The 18317-nt window shown below is 45.6% G+C and carries 15 protein-coding genes; 12 read left to right on the forward strand and 3 right to left on the reverse strand.

Annotated features, from left to right (window positions below):
- Positions 1-696: 696 nt before the first annotated feature.
- Complete coding sequence (queG, locus tag R7M92_RS21945; protein ID WP_005381370.1) at positions 697-1824, reverse strand: tRNA epoxyqueuosine(34) reductase QueG; 1128 nt, start codon at positions 1822-1824, stop codon at positions 697-699.
- 276 nt (positions 1825-2100) lie between these two features.
- On the opposite strand from queG, the gene tsaE reads away from it, so the two are divergent.
- The 8 genes from tsaE to hflC all read left to right on the forward strand — a co-directional run bounded on the left by tsaE (position 2101) and on the right by hflC (position 11247).
- Positions 2101-2565 (forward strand): tRNA (adenosine(37)-N6)-threonylcarbamoyltransferase complex ATPase subunit type 1 TsaE, encoded by a 465-nt coding sequence (tsaE, locus tag R7M92_RS21950; RefSeq protein ID WP_005381372.1) that lies wholly within the window; start codon positions 2101-2103, stop codon positions 2563-2565.
- Complete coding sequence (locus R7M92_RS21955) at positions 2559-4268, forward strand: N-acetylmuramoyl-L-alanine amidase (RefSeq protein WP_005381374.1); 1710 nt, start codon at positions 2559-2561, stop codon at positions 4266-4268. Before tsaE ends, R7M92_RS21955 begins: the two co-directional genes overlap by 7 nt.
- A gap of 18 nt (positions 4269-4286) precedes the next feature.
- Positions 4287-6299, forward strand: coding sequence for a DNA mismatch repair endonuclease MutL (gene mutL / locus R7M92_RS21960; protein ID WP_213904072.1), 2013 nt, complete (start codon positions 4287-4289; stop codon positions 6297-6299).
- On the forward strand, positions 6296-7228 hold the full coding sequence (gene miaA, locus R7M92_RS21965; RefSeq protein WP_213969935.1) for a tRNA (adenosine(37)-N6)-dimethylallyltransferase MiaA: 933 nt from the start codon (positions 6296-6298) through the stop codon (positions 7226-7228). Before mutL ends, miaA begins: the two co-directional genes overlap by 4 nt.
- Before the next feature lie 193 nt (positions 7229-7421).
- Positions 7422-7685 (forward strand): RNA chaperone Hfq, encoded by a 264-nt coding sequence (gene hfq, locus R7M92_RS21970; protein WP_005381379.1) that lies wholly within the window; start codon positions 7422-7424, stop codon positions 7683-7685.
- Positions 7686-7723: 38 nt separating this feature from the next.
- Positions 7724-9013, forward strand: a complete 1290-nt coding sequence (hflX, locus tag R7M92_RS21975; RefSeq protein ID WP_005381380.1) for a ribosome rescue GTPase HflX — start codon at positions 7724-7726, stop codon at positions 9011-9013.
- A gap of 45 nt (positions 9014-9058) precedes the next feature.
- Positions 9059-10264 (forward strand): FtsH protease activity modulator HflK, encoded by a 1206-nt coding sequence (gene hflK / locus R7M92_RS21980; RefSeq protein ID WP_017633728.1) that lies wholly within the window; start codon positions 9059-9061, stop codon positions 10262-10264.
- Positions 10265-10266: 2 nt separating this feature from the next.
- Entirely contained in the window at positions 10267-11247 is a 981-nt protein-coding gene (gene hflC / locus R7M92_RS21985; protein ID WP_005381382.1) for a protease modulator HflC, read from the forward strand.
- A 63-nt stretch (positions 11248-11310) separates the two neighbouring features.
- Here the strand turns inward: hflC and R7M92_RS21990 are convergent, their stop codons facing one another.
- The gene (locus R7M92_RS21990) at positions 11311-11496 is read right to left on the reverse strand and encodes a DUF2065 domain-containing protein (protein WP_005381383.1); all 186 of its coding nucleotides are present in this window, start codon (positions 11494-11496) and stop codon (positions 11311-11313) included.
- A 172-nt stretch (positions 11497-11668) separates the two neighbouring features.
- Here R7M92_RS21990 and R7M92_RS21995 point away from each other — a divergent pair, with 172 nt between their 5' ends.
- Both R7M92_RS21995 and motX read left to right on the forward strand, forming a co-directional pair.
- Positions 11669-12985 carry an adenylosuccinate synthase gene (locus R7M92_RS21995; protein ID WP_005387946.1) on the forward strand — a complete coding sequence of 439 codons (1317 nt, stop codon included), beginning with the start codon at positions 11669-11671 and terminating at the stop codon, positions 12983-12985.
- 216 nt (positions 12986-13201) lie between these two features.
- Entirely contained in the window at positions 13202-13837 is a 636-nt protein-coding gene (gene motX, locus R7M92_RS22000) for a flagellar protein MotX (RefSeq protein WP_318134295.1), read from the forward strand.
- 80 nt (positions 13838-13917) lie between these two features.
- Here the strand turns inward: motX and hmpA are convergent, their stop codons facing one another.
- On the reverse strand, positions 13918-15102 hold the full coding sequence (gene hmpA, locus R7M92_RS22005) for an NO-inducible flavohemoprotein (protein ID WP_318134297.1): 1185 nt from the start codon (positions 15100-15102) through the stop codon (positions 13918-13920).
- A gap of 157 nt (positions 15103-15259) precedes the next feature.
- Between hmpA and nsrR the strand changes: the two genes are divergently transcribed.
- Positions 15260-15685 (forward strand): nitric oxide-sensing transcriptional repressor NsrR, encoded by a 426-nt coding sequence (gene nsrR, locus R7M92_RS22010; protein WP_005381392.1) that lies wholly within the window; start codon positions 15260-15262, stop codon positions 15683-15685.
- 115 nt (positions 15686-15800) lie between these two features.
- Positions 15801-18308 carry a ribonuclease R gene (gene rnr / locus R7M92_RS22015; RefSeq protein WP_318134298.1) on the forward strand — a complete coding sequence of 836 codons (2508 nt, stop codon included), beginning with the start codon at positions 15801-15803 and terminating at the stop codon, positions 18306-18308.
- Positions 18309-18317: the final 9 nt, after the last annotated feature.

An 18317-nucleotide genomic window follows, 5' to 3' on the forward strand; every position in this document is an offset into this window, starting at 1 on the left:
GCGGGGTGGAGCAGCTTGGTAGCTCGTCGGGCTCATAACCCGAAGGTCGTCGGTTCAAATCCGGCCCCCGCAACCAAATACAAGACGATAGATTGAGTACTTATTTAGTATACAATTGTTAAGTCGTCTACGGATGCGCCGCTTGATTCAACGCCTGCTTCTCGCAACCAATCACATCGCTCTTTTCATAATGCTGCGAAGCATGAATCCCCAAAAGCTAAACTTTTATCCGCATCATATGATGTCGGACGATTTCGTTTGTGTTTAAAACACGATATGAATCGGCTGACGTACAAGTATGATGAGGCTTCGCGTGTTTTATCTACTTTAATTAACAGAGTTATCCACATACGTCGTTCTGTGGATAAGTTGGTTGATAAAGTGTTTTTAGCTCGACTTTTTATGATGGGGAAGAAAGATCTTTTCTCTAAAGTGAAGTTGAAATAACAAAGAAATATCAATTAAATCTTTGTTATATAAAGAAAAAATAAGTTTTTTGTCGGATCGAGTACGTTAAAATACGATCATTAACTGGTATTTTTTTGATCCTAGTCATTTCTCCGAGCTGTGTTTAACTTTTTTCTGCTAGCTTGTTTTTCTTGAATCTCAAATTTTTTTCCACATTACAAAATTGAGAACAAGGTCATGAATTGAACATGCAAAAGTACTTTCAATCTCTTGCATATAGACTACGCTCTATGCGTCTCTCGGCAGTCCCTTCTCGACTATCCTTATTAAGCGTTGCTTTTTTGTCTCTATAGATGAATTACTCTCAGTGGGGAGTTGATTCAGTTGCTCTGTCAAAGCCCATTTAATGTGCTCATCAAGTAATTTATTTTCACCTTGCCGACTTTCCAGCGCATCTATGATTCGCTGACTATATTCTGCATTACCAAGTGCGACAGCGATGTTACGTAGCCACTGTATATGACCAATACGACGGATAGCGGAGCCTTCCATATTTTTTAGAAAAGTCGCTTCATCCCAGTTAAACATGTCGACGAGGTCAGGGTTTTTGAAACTGTCACGACGGTGGAAATCATCTTGCTCCGTTATGTCGGCGTAGCGGTTCCATGGGCAAACCAATTGACAGTCGTCACAACCATAAATGCGGTTACCCATTGGCTTTCGAAACTCTTCAGGAATCACGCCATCGAACTCGATGGTGAGATAAGAGATACAACGCCTGGCATCGACAACTTTGTCTTCAACGATGGCTTGTGTTGGGCATGATGTAATGCATGCTTTGCATTTACCGCACTGATCAACGCTTGGCTCATCTACGGGTAGTGGTAAGTCGATAAGTAGTTCACCTAAAAAGAACCACGATCCACAGTCTTGATCTAAAATCAGGGAATGTTTCCCGGTCCAACCTAAGCCCGCTTTTTGGGCGAGAGGTCGCTCTAATATTGGTGCGGAATCAACGAAAGGTCGGTAACCATATTGACCAACCTCTTGTTCAATAAGTTTGCCGAGCTTATTTAGCTGCTTTCTGACGAGCTTGTGATAATCGCGCCCTAGTGCGTAGCGGCTAATATAGGCATGACTTTTATTCGCGAGGTTCGAAGCGAATTGAGCCTCTGGTGGCAGATAGTCCATCCGGACGCTGATAACACGAACGGTTCCCGGGAGTAGCTCATGGGGTCTAGCACGCATCATACCGTGACGAGCCATCCAATCCATTGAGCCGTGATAGCCTGCATCAAGCCATTTTTGTAGTGCTGCTTCATGTTCACTCAGATCAACGTCGCAGATCCCAACTTTTTGGAAGCCGAGTTCTTTTCCCCAAACTTTGATTTGTTGTGCGAGTTGTTCGTAGTTCATGTTAACCACCGGAATAAAGGGGGGCGGATCTTAACGGATCTCTGGCTTTGGTGCTACCCAGTTAGGTACGTTTTTGATGTTGTGAATACTGCTTATTGAAGTCATTTGCATATATTCTAAATCTAGGTCGATACTAAGATGATTAAGATACCGTTTATTGGATACTTTTTTCGCACATATGACATTTGAAAGCTTGTCTCTCAAAACCAACACGGTTTACTATTCCTGTTCTTTTGATTTTTATATAGTCAACGATCATTAGTTAGAGAAGCATCAATGAGCACGAAACAATTCAATTTAAAAGATGAGCATGAAACGGTTGCACTAGGCACCGCTTTGGCTCAGCTTTGTTCCCAGCAAACCACAATTTATCTGCATGGTGATTTGGGTGCAGGTAAAACAACCTTTAGTCGTGGTTTTGTCCGTGCTCTTGGTCATCAAGGTAACGTGAAAAGTCCAACTTATACTCTAGTCGAACCGTACCAGTTGGATCAGTGGCAAGTATATCACTTCGACCTTTATCGCCTTGCGGATCCTGAAGAGCTTGAGTTTATGGGGATTCGAGACTATTTCACAGACGATGCGATTTGCTTGGTTGAATGGCCTGAAAAAGGGCATGGCTTACTGCCACAACCGGATCTTGATGTAAACATTCGCTACCAAGGTGAGCAACGTGTAGCCGAACTAACAGCTAATAATGATTATGGTGTGCAGTTACTCAGTCGATTGGAGCTATGTTGAGTTTTTCAAATTTTAGAGTAGTGGCGACGTTTGTCGCCACTTTTCTCCTTCTCATCCCCAATTTAGCATTTGCTAACGTCGTTAAGAGTTTTCGAGTTTGGCCTTCACCTGATGAAACACGTGTTGTCATCGATTTAGGCTCGGAAGCTGACTATTCCTATTTCTCTTTATCAGGGCCGGATCGCCTTGTCGTGGATTTAAAAAGCACGACGATGCAGGCCAAACTGCCTGTTACTGTTACGGATAGCCCTGTTTTAAAACTGGTACGAAAAAGCTCGCCTCCAGAGAAGGGCACTTATCGTTTGGTGTTTGAACTAAAAAAGAGCGTTCAAGCGGAATTATTTAAATTAAGCCCAACACCAGGTGGGCAGTATGGTCACCGCTTGGTGATTGATTTACCGCACGGTAAGAAGGCATCGACCTCTAAACCGAGTAAGCCAGCGGCGGCCAGCAAAGACATGAGTTCAGTTCAACGAGCTCAAGAAGTGTTAATTGTTATCGATCCTGGTCACGGTGGGGAAGACCCTGGCTCTATTGGCCCTTCACGTCGTAAGTACGAGAAAGATGCGGTATTGAGTATCTCAAGAAAAATTGCTGCTCAGCTCGATGCGACTCCTGGTATTAAAACGCGCATGACTCGTACGGGAGATTATTTTGTAAACTTAAACCGTCGTGTCGCGATTGCTCGTGAAAATGATGCGCACTTGCTGATTTCCATTCACGCAGATGCGTTTACTTCACCGAAGCCTCGCGGTGGATCGGTCTTCGTACTAAATACTCGTCGTGCAAATACCGAAATTGCTCGTTGGGTCGAGAACCATGAGAAACAGTCTGAGTTATTGGGCGGCTCGGGTAATGCGTTCTTCACGAAGACAAAAGATCGTAACGTGAACCAAACTTTGTTGGACTTGCAGTTTAGTCATTCACAAAAAGAAGGCTATAAGTTGGCAACAGAAATCCTAGGTGAGATGGGACGTGTTGCGCACCTGCATAACACCAAACCGATCAACACCAGCCTTGCGGTTTTACGCTCTCCACAGATTCCGTCTGTGCTAGTGGAAACGGGCTTTATTTCTAACCCAACAGAAGAGCGTTTACTGTTTCAACGAGCGCACCAAGATAAGTTAGCTCAGGCTATCACTAAGGCGGTCGTCAAGTACTTAAAAGATAACCCACCAGAGGGTACGGTGTTCTCGCCTTCAGCGAAGCCAATGGTACATATTGTAAAGCGTGGCGAGTCATTATCGGTGATCGCGAACAAATATGGGCTTAGCTCTAAAGCGCTGATGTCGGCAAACAACTTGAAGTCGACAGGCTTGGCAATTGGTCAGAAGCTCAACATTCCTTCTGCTGGTACGATTAAAGTGCCAAGTAAACCGATTACTGTTGAGACAGAAACCATTACGCACAAGGTTAAGTCTGGTGAGTTCTTAGGTAAGATTGCGAATCACTATAAAGTGAAGGTTTCAGATATCCGCCGAGAGAATAACTTGAAGTCAGATACCTTGTGGGTAGGGCAAAAGTTGAAGATAACGGTCGCGGTAAAAGATAAACCGATTCGTAAGCACAAGGTTTCTCGGGGTGAGTTCCTTGGCAAAATAGCGTCCAAATACGGCGTTAGCGTATCGAGCATTCGTAAAGCGAATAACTTACGCTCTGATCAGCTAGCGGTTGGGCAAGTCCTGATCATTCCAAACAAGTAGGTGAGCTTCTAACTCATTATGACGATTAAAATTTTGCCAGCCAGACTTGCAAACCAAATCGCCGCAGGGGAAGTGGTCGAAAGACCTGCTTCTGTGATTAAAGAGCTGGTTGAAAATAGTCTTGATTCTGGCGCAACTCGAATCGATATCGATATCGAGAAAGGAGGCGCAAAGCTGATTCGTGTTCGTGATAACGGAAAAGGTATCGCGAAAGATGAACTCGGCTTAGCGCTCAGTCGTCATGCGACATCTAAGATACATACCTTAGATGATCTCGAAGCCATTATGAGTCTAGGTTTTCGCGGTGAAGCGTTAGCCAGTATTAGCTCAGTCTCGCGTTTGACGCTCACGTCGCGTCCTGCGGCACAAGAAGAAGCCTGGAGTGCCTACTCCGAAGGGCGTGATATGCAGGTGAAGCTTAAGCCAGCAGCGCACCCGATTGGCACTACCGTTGAGGTGTTGGACTTATTTTTTAATACTCCAGCGCGTCGCAAGTTTCTTCGTACGGAGAAAACCGAATTTGCTCATATTGATGAGTTATTGAAACGCATTGCGTTAAGCCGCTTTGATGTCACCATCAATGTGCGTCATAACGGCAAGATCATCCGTCAATATCGCGCGGCGAAAAATCAGCTTCAAACCGAAAAGCGTATTGCTGCTGTCTGCGGTAATGCGTTTGTGCGGCATATGCTCAGAATCGAGCTTGAGCATCAAGGGTTAAAGTTACATGGGTGGATTACCACACCAGAGGGAGCAAGGCAGCAAAGCGATTTACAATATTGCTATGTGAATGGCCGAATGATGCGTGACAAATTAATCAATCACGCGATTCGTCAAAGTTATGAAATGAGCTTAAAGCCAGATCAGTTTGCTGCGTATGTGCTCTTTATTGAGCTAGATCCGCACCAAGTAGATGTGAATGTTCACCCTGCTAAGCATGAAGTGCGTTTCCACCAAGCTCGTTTGGTGCATGATTTCATCTATCAAGCTTTGACGGATGCACTTTCACAAAGCGCCGTGATTGATAAACCACAGGTGAATGAATCGGCATTTCATCGCGTGGAACCGACTGAGTCCGAAGAGATTGAGCATTCGCCAGAGCCTGAAAAAGTACAAGAGCCAGCATCTTCACCAGTACCAGAACGGGTTTATCAAGCGATAGAGAGTACACCGGCTTATCCTGGACGCAGTGATTATGAAGTGAAGCCTCGTAATAGCGGTCCTAGTGAAACCTCCGTGCGAGAGGCGCGCGTAGTGGAGTCATTCAAACGTAATGATTGGGTGGAATCCAAACCTGCACCAAAGCCAAGTCACAGTAAAGAGCGCCACGTAGAACCAGCGCCAACTAAACAAGAAGTACGCGCTTATCACGAGCTGTTGAAAACGCCAGAGTTTGAGGCTCAGGCAGTCACTCCAATAGCGCCCCAAACGATAACTTCGCACACATCAATGCCATCGATTACTGCATTAGGCAAAGCGCTGATGGTGGTCGATGAACAATTTGTTTTGATGAGCAGTGACAGTGGGGCGGCGTTAGTCTCGTTACCTAGAGCAGAATTTTATCGTATAAAAGGCCAGCTCACTCCAAGCGATGGTGCACTTAAGGCACAACCTCTGCTTGTTCCTCTATCTATTAAGTTAGAGGCCGAATTAGTGAGACTGGCCCAAGATTATCAACAAGATTTGGCATTGCTTGGTATTCAATTGAAAGCGAGAAACGAGCACGCCTTAATGGTGATGGGCGTCCCAGCTCCGCTGCGTCAACAAAACTTACAAAATTTAGTACCAGATCTGTTATCTTACGCGCAATCTTGTGTGAACGAAGGTATAGCAGCGGCTCAGATGCTGTCTGAGTTGATAGATTGGCTCGCATTACAGGTCACGACAGTGAAGAGTCACTATACTTTTTCTGAAGCCATTCAAATTATTGCGGAACTTGAACAGCTAAGACATGGTCAATTGCCATTAGAAGATACAAAATTCGTATCCGCTGTTGATTTCTCTGCCACGATAGCCAAATTAAAACCATGACAGATAAACTACCTTTGGCGCTATTTTTAATGGGGCCAACTGCATCAGGCAAAACTGAGCTGGCGATTCGTCTTCGTCAAAAATTTCCGGTTGAGATCATCAGTGTTGATTCTGCTTTGATCTACAAAGGGATGGATATCGGTACGGCGAAACCGGATGAAAAAGAGTTAAGTTTGGCGCCTCATCGCTTGATAGATATTTTGGATCCAAGTGAATCTTACTCTGTCGCCGACTTTCGTCGAGATGCATTGAAAGCGATGGATGATATTGTTGCAGAAGGAAAAATCCCACTTCTTGTGGGTGGAACAATGCTGTATTACAAGGCGTTACTTGAAGGTTTATCACCACTTCCTGCTGCAAATCCTGAAATTCGTCAGCAAATTGAACAAGAGGCATTGACTAAAGGTTGGTCAGTGTTGCACGATGAACTCAAAGAGGTTGATCCTGTGTCAGCTGCGAGAATCCATCCCAATGATCCCCAACGTTTATCTCGGGCATTGGAAGTTTTTCGCATTTCAGGTAAAACTTTGACTGAATTGACTCAAACGAAAGGTGAAAGCCTACCATACCGAGTCAAGCAGTTTGCAATAGCTCCCAAGGATAGGGCAGAACTTCACCGTCGGATTGAACTCCGTTTCGAGATGATGATGGAAGCGGGCTTTGAAGAAGAAATGAAAGCGTTACATTCGCGAAAAGATCTTCACCCCGATCTTCCTTCCATACGATGCGTCGGTTACCGACAGATGTGGGAGTATTTAGATGGGGAGTGTACACGTGACGAAGCGGTATTTCGTGGCGTATGCGCGACTCGTCAATTGGCCAAGCGTCAAATCACCTGGTTACGCAGCTGGGATGATTTAACTTGGTTGGATAGCGAGAACATTGAACAGGCATTAGAAACGATGTCGGAAGCAATAGCATCTGATTGACATAGCTGTGTATAATGTGATCGTTTTTGCGTGAACGCACTCTCAAAGGATCTGTTGTTGGCGGTTTTTATACTATGCTGCTAATTACTTAGAGTGCATTTTTGATTCGTTTAGCTCAGATGCAAAAGCCGTATCTTTTGCATTGCACCACTAGCTAAATAATTACAACTACAAATTAAATAAGGAAAATAAAATGGCTAAGGGGCAATCTCTACAAGACCCATTTCTAAACGCGCTACGTCGTGAGCGTATCCCGGTATCTATCTACCTTGTGAATGGTATTAAACTACAAGGTCAGATCGAATCATTCGATCAATTTGTGATCCTGCTGAAGAATACTGTTAACCAAATGGTGTACAAGCACGCGATCTCAACAGTTGTGCCGGCTCGTCCAGTGAGCCATCACAGCGGTGAACGTCCACAAGGTGAGCGTCCACAAGAGAAATCAGAAGATTAATTCTTCATCGAGTATTTTTAAAATAAGGAGTTGATTGCTTGTTTGACCGTTATGAATCCGGTGAGCGAGCCGTACTTGTTCATATCAACTTCACGCAAGAAGGTGAATGGGAAGATCTGGCTGAGTTCGAAATGCTGGTTTCTTCTGCTGGGGTAGAGGCGCTACAAGTAGTAACTGGTAGTCGTCAATCCCCACACCCGAAATACTATGTCGGAGAGGGTAAGGCCCAAGAGATTGCTACAGCGGTACAATCAACGGGTGCCGAAATTGTGATTTTTAATCACGCCCTCTCTCCTGCCCAAGAACGTAACCTCGAAGCACTGTGCCAATGTCGAGTTCTCGACCGCACTGGTCTTATTCTCGATATCTTTGCTCAACGAGCTCGAACACACGAAGGTAAGCTACAGGTAGAGCTGGCTCAACTTCGTCATATCTCTACTCGTTTGATTCGTGGTTGGACGCACCTTGAAAGGCAGAAAGGTGGTATCGGTTTACGTGGCCCGGGTGAAACCCAGCTGGAAACCGACCGTCGCTTATTGCGTGACAGAATCAAAGCCATCCTGCGACGCTTAGACAAAGTAGCGAAGCAGCGTGAACAAGGGCGCCGCGCCCGAAATCGAGCTGAAATCCCAACGGTTTCACTTGTGGGTTACACCAACGCGGGTAAGTCGACACTCTTCAACCGTATTACAGAAGCTGGCGTGTACGCGGCTGATCAATTATTTGCTACTTTGGACCCGACTTTACGTAAGATAGAGTTAGCAGATGTTGGTCCTGCCATCTTGGCAGACACGGTTGGTTTTATTCGACATTTGCCACACGACTTGGTTGCGGCCTTCAAGGCAACCTTGCAGGAAACGCAAGAAGCTGACATTTTGTTACATGTTGTTGATGCCAGTGATGAGCGTTTTCGTGAGAATATTCAAGCTGTTCATGAAGTACTAGAAGAGATCGACGCGCATGAAGTGCCGACTCTGGTTGTAATGAACAAAATCGACAATCTAGATTCGCAGAAACCACGTATAGAACGAGACGAGGAAGGCGTACCTCGTGCAGTTTGGGTTTCAGCAATGGATGGGTTGGGCATTGATGTCCTGTTTGAGGCGCTGACGGAACGTCTGGCGTCACAAATGGTCGAGCATCAGTTGCGAATTCCTCCACAGTATCAAGGACGATTCCGTAGTACCTTCTTCCAAATGAAGTGTATTCAACGTGAGGAATATGACCAGGATGGTAACTTGTTGATCGATATTCGAATGCAGCAAGTAGATTGGTCTAGACTTGAAAAAAGAGAAGGGGCAGTTTTGACTGGCTTTATAGTCACTTAAAGGACTGCTACAGTATAACGTCATATCAAATGATGGAGCTTTCTAATGGCGTGGAATGAGCCTGGAAATAACAACGGCAACAATGGCCGCGATAATGACCCTTGGGGTAATAATAATCGTGGTGGCCAGCGTCCTGGTGGCCGAGATCAAGGTCCGCCAGATTTAGATGAAGTGTTCAACAAACTGAGTCAAAAGCTGGGCGGCAAGTTTGGTAAAAAAGGCGGCGGTGGTTCTCCAATCGGCGGCGGTGGTGGTAGTGCAATTGGCTTTGGCGTGATTGCTCTGATTGCTGTTGCAGTTTGGTTCTTCGCTGGTTTTTACACCATCGGTGAAGCAGAGCGTGGTGTTGTACTGCGTTTAGGTAAATACGATCGTATCGTAGACCCAGGTCTTAACTGGCGTCCTCGCTTTATTGATGAGTACGAAGCGGTAAACGTACAAGCGATTCGTTCACTACGTGCATCTGGTCTAATGCTGACCAAAGATGAAAACGTTGTAACAGTTGCGATGGATGTTCAGTACCGAGTGACTGACCCATACAAATACTTGTACCGTGTAACCAATGCAGACGACAGCTTGCGTCAAGCAACGGATTCTGCACTACGTGCAGTAATTGGTGACTCATTGATGGATAGCATTCTAACCAGTGGTCGTCAGCAAATTCGTCAAACTACGCAAGAAACACTGAACCAAATCATTGATAGCTATGATATGGGTCTGGTACTTGTTGATGTGAACTTCCAGTCTGCTCGTCCACCAGAGCAAGTGAAAGATGCGTTTGATGATGCAATCGCAGCACGTGAGGATGAAGAGCGTTTCATTCGTGAAGCTGAAGCATACAAGAACGAAATCTTGCCTAAGGCAACGGGTCGTGCAGAGCGTTTGAAGAAAGAAGCACAAGGTTACAATGAGCGTGTCACTAACGAGGCTCTTGGTCAGGTAGCACAGTTCGAAAAACTACTACCAGAATACCAAGCAGCGCCTGGTGTAACGCGTGATCGTCTGTACATTGACGCAATGGAAGAGGTGTACTCAAGCACTTCGAAAGTGTTGATTGACTCGGAATCAAGCGGCAATCTTCTTTACCTTCCAATCGATAAGTTGGCGGGACAAGAGGGCAAAGCAGATACCAAACGTAAATCGAAGTCATCTTCAACTTATGATCAAATTCAACTTGAGTCTGATCGTACACAAGAAGACACTTCGAACACGCAGTCTCGTTCAACAGGTTCACGTCAAGGGAGATACTAAGAATGCGTAAGTTAATGATCCCTGTACTGGTAATCGCACTGGCATTAATGTTGATGTCTTTGTTTGTGATTCCTGAAGGTGAGCGCGGTATCGTGGTTCGATTTGGTCGTGTCTTGAAAGACAACAACGACATCACTCGAATTTACGAGCCTGGTCTGCATTTCAAGATGCCTTTGTTTGACCGTGTGAAACAACTTGATGCACGTATCCAAACAATGGATGGCCGTGCAGACCGTTTCGTAACGTCTGAGAAAAAAGACGTTATCATTGATACCTACGTGAAGTGGCGTATTGAAGATTTTGGTCGCTACTACCTCGCGACTGGCGGTGGTAACTCGCTAACGGCAGAGGCACTACTTGAGCGTAAAGTGACGGACGTGCTTCGTTCTGAAATCGGTGCTCGTGAAATCAAACAGATCGTATCTGGTCCACGTAACGATGATGTGCTACCAGAAGACGCAAGTGCCGATGTTGTCGCAACTGAAGCGGCTCGTGAGGCGCTTGAGATTGATGGTGAACGCGACCTAATCATGTCTGAAGTATTGAAAGACACGCGTGAAAGCGCAATGAAAGACTTGGGTGTTCGTGTCGTTGATTTCCGAATGAAGAAAATCAACCTGCCTGATGAAATCAGTGAGTCTATCTACCGTCGTATGCGTGCGGAGCGTGAGTCCGTTGCTCGTAAGCACCGTTCTCAAGGTCGTGAAAAAGCGGAAGTTATTCGTGCTCAAGCAGAACTAGAAGTAGCAACTATTCTAGCTGAAGCTGATAAAACTGCGCGTGTGACACGAGGTGAGGCGGATGCTGAAGCTGCGAAGATTTATGCCGAAGCGTACAACAAAGACCCGGAGTTCTTTAGCTTCCTACGCTCGCTACGTGCGTATGAGAAGTCCTTCAGCTCTAAGAGCGATATTCTGGTGCTTGATCCGAAGAGTGAGTTCTTCCAATACATGAACCAGTCGAAGGGCAGCATGGAGAAATAATCTCCGCGTCTCATTGAAATAAAAGGCTCCTTAGGGAGCCTTTTTTGTATCTGATGCTAAGTGCTAGCTCATCATGATGGCGATTACGGCTCCAGCAACTACTAGGCAGCCACCGATGCGTCGTAGCTGATTGTTGGGTTGTTCACTTAATTGAGCCACCATATTCCGCCAACCGTTAGGAGCAATCAGTGGCCCAATGCCTTCCACGATCAAGACGAGCCCAATCGCCAACCATATGGATTCAGACATAGCGCTTTCCAGTCGAATAGAGAAAGCTAAATACTATCAGTGATATGCTGATTTCAAAATGAACAAAGCGGCAAGATGACATTCTGGTAGCAACTCTGTGAACAAAAAATGACTGCAAGAAGCGTGATTCGGTGCTAGAATCCATTTTTAACTAGCAATCAGACTTGGAAAGATGGGAAATAACGTAGTCGTTCTAGGCACCCAATGGGGTGACGAAGGTAAAGGTAAAATCGTAGACCTTTTAACTGAAGATGCAAAATACGTGGTACGCTACCAAGGCGGTCACAACGCAGGTCACACTCTCGTAATTGACGGTGAAAAAACCGTTCTTCACTTAATTCCATCAGGTATCCTTCGCGATAACGTAAAATGTGTTATCGGTAACGGTGTTGTACTATCACCTGAAGCTCTACTTAAAGAAATGAAGCCTCTTGAAGAGCGCGGTATTCCAGTACGCGAGCGTCTTTTCATTTCTGAAGCATGTCCGCTAATTCTTCCTTACCACGTTGCAATGGACCAAGCTCGCGAAATCGCTCGCGGTAAAAAAGCTATCGGTACTACTGGTCGTGGTATCGGTCCAGCATACGAAGATAAAGTTGCTCGTCGCGGTCTACGCGTTGGCGACCTATTCGATATGGCGACTTTCGCAGAGAAGCTAAAAGAAGTCATGGAGTTCCATAACTTCCAACTAGTTAACTTCTACAAAGCGGAGCCAGTAAGCTACGAAGAAGTACTTGAGCAAGCTAAAGGCTACGCTGAACTACTAACGTCAATGGTTATCGACGTAACTGACGAACTAGACGCAGCACGTAAGCGCGGCGACAAGATCATGTTCGAAGGTGCACAAGGTACACTACTTGATATCGACCACGGTACTTACCCGTACGTAACGTCTTCTAACACGACTGCTGGTGGTGTTGCTGCAGGTTCTGGTTTTGGTCCTCGTCACATCGGTTACATCTTGGGTATCGCAAAAGCGTACTGTACTCGCGTTGGTGCTGGTCCATTCCCGACTGAACTATACGACGGTTTAGATAAGCAAGATCCAATTGGTAAGCACTTAGGTGAAGTTGGCCACGAGTTCGGTGCGACAACTGGTCGTCTACGTCGTACAGGTTGGTTCGATGCTGTTGCTATGCGTCGTGCAATCCAAATCAACTCTGTATCTGGTTTCTGTCTAACTAAACTAGACGTACTAGATGGTCTAGAAGAGCTAAAAATCTGTACTGGTTACAAGATGGAAGATGGCTCTGTGCTAGAAGTTTCTCCGATGGCTGCTGAAGCATTCGAAAAAGCAACGCCAATCTACGAAACAATGCCTGGTTGGTCTGAGAACACATTTGGTGCTAAGTCACTAGATGCTCTACCACAAGCAGCTCTTAACTACATCAAGCGTATTGAAGAGCTAACTGGCGTTCCAGTAGACATCATCTCTACAGGTCCTGACCGTAACGAAACTATCATCAAAGTTCACCCATTCGAAGCTTAATTGATAGCCGTTAAAGATTGCAAAAGCCGACCTTCTGGTCGGCTTTTTTGTATCTGAACAAAAACTGCGTGACTCTCATATGGCAAGCTTTTGCCGCTGAGCCTAAATCAGAGGCAAAAATTGTCTAAAGCTTAGCTGTTTTTTGCCGATAAGGTTATCAAGCAGAGGAGATCCTTCACCGATCTTTGGTTTCTTAGATACCTTAAGGGTACGTTTATGAAGTTACGAACAGTGGCTGCTTCACTGTTGTTGACCTTGGTTGCTACCACAGTGAAAGCTAATGTTACTGATGTGGGGGCACCAGTTCCGATCTATACCGAAGCAGAGCTGATAAAGCTTATTGAGCAAAATAAGCACTTACAACGTGTGCGCGCTGATAACTGCCAGCTGGTGGAGGATATCGTAGCTCGTGCGACTCGAATTAACTTACCCGCTTATGAATTTCTGTACGGAGATATGTTGGCTTGGGGTGTGTGTGTCGATCAAGATGTCGAATTGGGTCTTTACTACATCGAAAATGCAGCGCATCAGGGGTTACCAGCTGCACTAGAGCAGATTGGCCGATACTATTCGCGTGGCACTTTAGTACAGCAAGATAAAGAACGTGCAATTCCATATTTGCGAGAAGCTGCGTCAATGGGAAACCTAAACGCGCGTATTCATCTGGCCGAGTTGCTTTTACGTGATTATGGCAGTCCACTCGATTACGAAGATGCGTATCGTTGGTTATATAACTCTGTCACAGCAGATAAGCGGCAGCATAAGCGCATAACTGTATTGAGAAATGGCCTTGAACAGCGCATGCCACAAAACGTTATTGCTCGAGCTAAACGGCGAGACACCTTTTGGTAACGCTTCAATATTGCAAACAACTTCATACAACAAAGCCCACGTCACGTGGGCTTTGTTGTTTTCCCGATAGTTGGTAGCGCTTAAACCACTTTGTGTGGACCGAAGCATTCGTAATGGAATTGCTCTTCTAGTACGCCAAGTTCTAATAGCTGTTTCGCTACGTGCTGCATAAATCCTACAGGACCACAGAAATACACCTGCACGTTATCTTGCTTTAATGCAGCTTCAATTTCATACAGATTGACAAAGCCCGTGAAGTGGAAGTCTTCACCTAGCTTGTCTTCTGCCGTTGGTTGGTTATACCAAACGAGCGCGTTCATATTTTCTTTTTCTGCAACGAGTTGGTTTACGTGTTGCTTGAAAGCATGCTGTTGGCCATTTTCGGTTGCATGAACCCAAGTTACAGGTGCTTGATGTGCTGAGAGACTTTCTAGCATTGACAGCGTTGGAGTAAGTCCCACACCAGCAGAAATTAGAACAACGGGTGTTTGTGGTTCGGCATCCATAAAGAAATCACCGGCAGGGGCCGCAAGCTGCACTTTTTCGCCAATGTTCAGGCTATCGTGCAGGTAGTTCGACACTTTTCCGCCTTCTTCGCGTTTTACTGAGATACGGTAGGTGTTCTCTTGGACCGCAGAAGACAGGCTATATTGGCGAATTTCTTGGTTTTCTAACTGGTCACTGTTGATGTAGATGCCAAGGTATTGTCCCGGTTTATACGGCGCCACTTTTTGGCCATCGGTTGGCTTGAACACAAAGCTGCAAATGTGTTCGCTCTCAATCTTTTTATCGACTAATTCAAATTCGCGTAGACCGCGCCAGCCGCCTTCCAAAGCTTCATTTTGTTGGTAAATTTGTTCTTCGCGCTGAATAAATACATTCGCAAGTACGCCGTAAGCCTCAGCCCAAGCATCCAACACTTCTTGACCTGGATTAAAAAGCTCATCGATTGTCGCAAGTAAATGCTTACCAACGATTTGGTACTGATCTTCTGTGATCAAAAAGCTCGTGTGCTTATGCGCAATTTTCTCTACTGCGCCAAGCAGAGCTGGCAGATTTTCAATATTGGCAGCATAGGCACAGATAGCGTTGAATAATGCTTCACGCTGATCGCCGTTACGCTGGTTACTCATGTTAAAAATATCTTTCAACTCAGGGTTATGAGTAAACATACGCTCGTAAAAGTGCGCGGTCAGTTTTGGTCCTGTTTCGGCGATGAGTGGTGCGGTCGCTTTGACGATCTCGATAGTTTGATTGCTGAGCATAAGGGCTTCCTACTTTAAGTTGTATTTATAATGCATGTTTAAAGTTGTATCTCAAATGTATCTTTCGATCAAGAAAAGATTTACACTTTTATCGATAGCTCAAGTTTGGGGTTTTAGCATCACCAGCGGGTTATTGAGTCGCACTTTGGGAGAGAATATGCAGTTAACTAGTTTCACTGATTATGCGTTGAGAACCTTAATTTTCTTGGCTTCGTTGCCGGAAGATGAGTTAACCAGCATTACCGAAGTGACGGATTTATTTGGTGTGTCACGTAACCATATGGTCAAAGTTATCAACCGTTTAGGGCAACTAGGTTATGTCCATACCGTGCGCGGAAAAAACGGTGGTATCCGGCTGATGAAGCCAGCGTCTGAAATCACAGTCGGTGGTGTTGTGCGCGATTTAGAGCCGTTAGATTTAGTCAACTGTGGTGTGGATTTTTGCCATATTACCCCTGCTTGCCGCCTGAAAGATAAATTGGCGAAAGCAAAAAGTGCCTTCCTGGCGGAGTTGGATGACTGCACGATTGAATCCTTGCTCAGTGACAATTCTGAACTTTTGATCTTGCTGGCTCGTCCTTAACTCATTTGCATGCCTAGAGTCGATCTCGATCATTCTTTTTTCAAAGCAATTCTGTAGCTTATCGAGAGACTCAGATATACTAGCCATATACCTTCCTTGCTAGATAGGCGTGCCTATGTCAGACAATATTCCAAACGATCCTTTTGCAGATCGTGAATCCAAAAATTACGAAAATCCAATTCCAAGCCGAGAGTTTATCATCGAGTTTCTAGAGCAAGCGGGCGTTCCAATGAATCGCAACGACTTGTATGAGGCACTAAAGCTTGAGGGCGAAGAGCAATACGAAGGGTTGCGTCGTCGGCTACGTGCGATGGAGCGAGATGGTCAACTGGTGTTTACCCGCCGTCAGTGCTACGCATTGCCTGAAAAACTTGAAATGGTGAAAGGTTACGTGATTGGTCATCGTGATGGCCACGGTTGGGTGCGTCCAGAAGGCAGCGTCGGCAAGGATGATGATATTCTGTTACCGCACCATCAAATGAAGAACATCATCCACGGTGACTTTGTTTTAGTGCAACCTACAGACAACAGCAAGCGCGGCCGCCGTGAAGGACGTTTGGTGCGTGTGCTAGAGGAGCGCAATGATCAAATCGTCGGTCGTTTCTTCCTTGAATATGGATACTCCTATGTTGTCCCAGATGACTCACGTATCAGCCAAGATATCCTGATCCCAAATGAGCACAAAGCGGGTGCACGCATGGGTAACGTAGTCGTAATTGAAATTACTGATCGTGGCTCACGCTCACGCGGCATGATGGGTAAAGTGGTTGAAGTCCTTGGTGAAAATATGGCACCAGGTATGGAAACACAAATTGCGATTCGTACACACCAAATTCCTCACGAGTGGCCAGAAGCCGTCGATAAACAAATCGAAAACTTGGGCGAAGAAGTACCAGAAGAAGCCAAAGTTGGTCGTGTGGATCTACGTGATTTGCCACTAGTGACCATTGACGGCGAAGACGCACGAGACTTTGATGATGCCGTTTACTGTGAAAAGAACAAAGAAGGTGGTTGGCGTTTATGGGTAGCGATTGCTGACGTCAGTTACTACGTTCGTCCTGACTCTGCGTTGGACAAAGAAGCGATCAATCGTGGTAACTCAGTATATTTCCCGTCGCAAGTTGTGCCGATGTTGCCAGAAGTACTATCGAACGGCCTATGTTCGCTTAACCCGCAAGTAGATCGCTTGTGTATGGTGTGCGAAATGACCATTTCCGATACAGGTAAGCTGTCTGGTTACAAGCATTACGAGGCGGTGATGAACTCGCACGCTCGTCTCACATATAGCAAAGTGAGCGCGATTCTAGAAGGGGATGAAGAACTACGTGAGCGCTACCAGCCGCTTGTTTCTCATCTAGAAGAGTTGCACAAGATGTACAAAGTGCTGAAAGAAGCACGAGATCAACGCGGTGCAATCGAATTTGAAACCGTTGAAACCAAATTTATTTTCAATGCGGAACGTAAAATCGAAAGTATTGAGCCAGTAATTCGTAATGACGCGCATAAGATCATCGAAGAATGTATGATTTTAGCCAACATTGCTTCGGCATCGCTGGTAGAAAAAGCGAAAGAGCCCGCGCTTTATCGTATCCACGAATCTCCAGGTGAATTACGCCTGCAAGGTTTCCGTGACTTCTTAAGTGAACTTGGTCTTGAGCTAAAAGGTGGTTTAGAGCCTTCACCAACGGACTATGCTGATCTCGCACGTCAAATCTCCGGGCGTCAAGATCAAGAGTTGATTCAGACCATGCTGCTACGCTCAATGAAGCAAGCGGTATACAACGCAGATAACGCGGGGCACTTTGGGTTGGCATTGAAACGCTATGCGCACTTTACGTCGCCAATTCGTCGTTACCCTGACTTGTTACTTCACCGTGCAATCAAGTATCTGATTGCTAAAGAAGAAGGTCGTAATCAAGATCGCTGGACACCAACAGGTGGCTATCATTACTCGTTTGACGACATGGATTTTTACGGCGAACAATGTTCGATGACAGAGCGCCGTGCTGATGATGCAACACGTGATGTTGCGGATTGGCTGAAGTGTGAATATATGCAAGACCACGTCGGTGACGAACTAGACGGTGTTATTGCTAATGTCACTAGCTTTGGCTTCTTTGTACGTTTAACGGATTTGCACATCGATGGTTTGGTACATATTTCTACCCTTGCGAACGACTACTATCAATTTGACCCGATTGGTCAACGACTTATTGGTGAAAGTTTCGGTAACATCTACCGCTTAGGTGATGCAGTAAAAGTAAAAGTACTGGCTGTTAACCTCGATGATAAGCAAATTGACTTTGAATTGGTCGAAACAAGTCGTAAGCTACGCGGCGAAGGTAAGACTGCGAAGAAACGCGCAGCGGAAGCAAAACGCAAAGCGAAAGATAAAAAACGCGCTGCGACTCGCTCTTCATCGAAAGAAGGTGGCGCGGCTCGTGCAGTTCCTGCGATAGAGCCAACTAAACGCCCAGAAGAAACGGGTGCAACGAGTAAGCGTAATGGCCCAAAACGTGGTGACGCCGAAGGCAACGAGAAGCCTAAAGTGAAAAAAGCACGTAAAAAGAAGCCGCACAGTAAGCCGAAGAAAACCAAGCGCACTAAAAAAGAAGCGCAGTAGGTTGAAGCG

It is taken from the genome of Vibrio sp. Vb2880 (assembly GCF_033337975.1).
Lineage (GTDB): Bacteria > Pseudomonadota > Gammaproteobacteria > Enterobacterales > Vibrionaceae > Vibrio > Vibrio alginolyticus.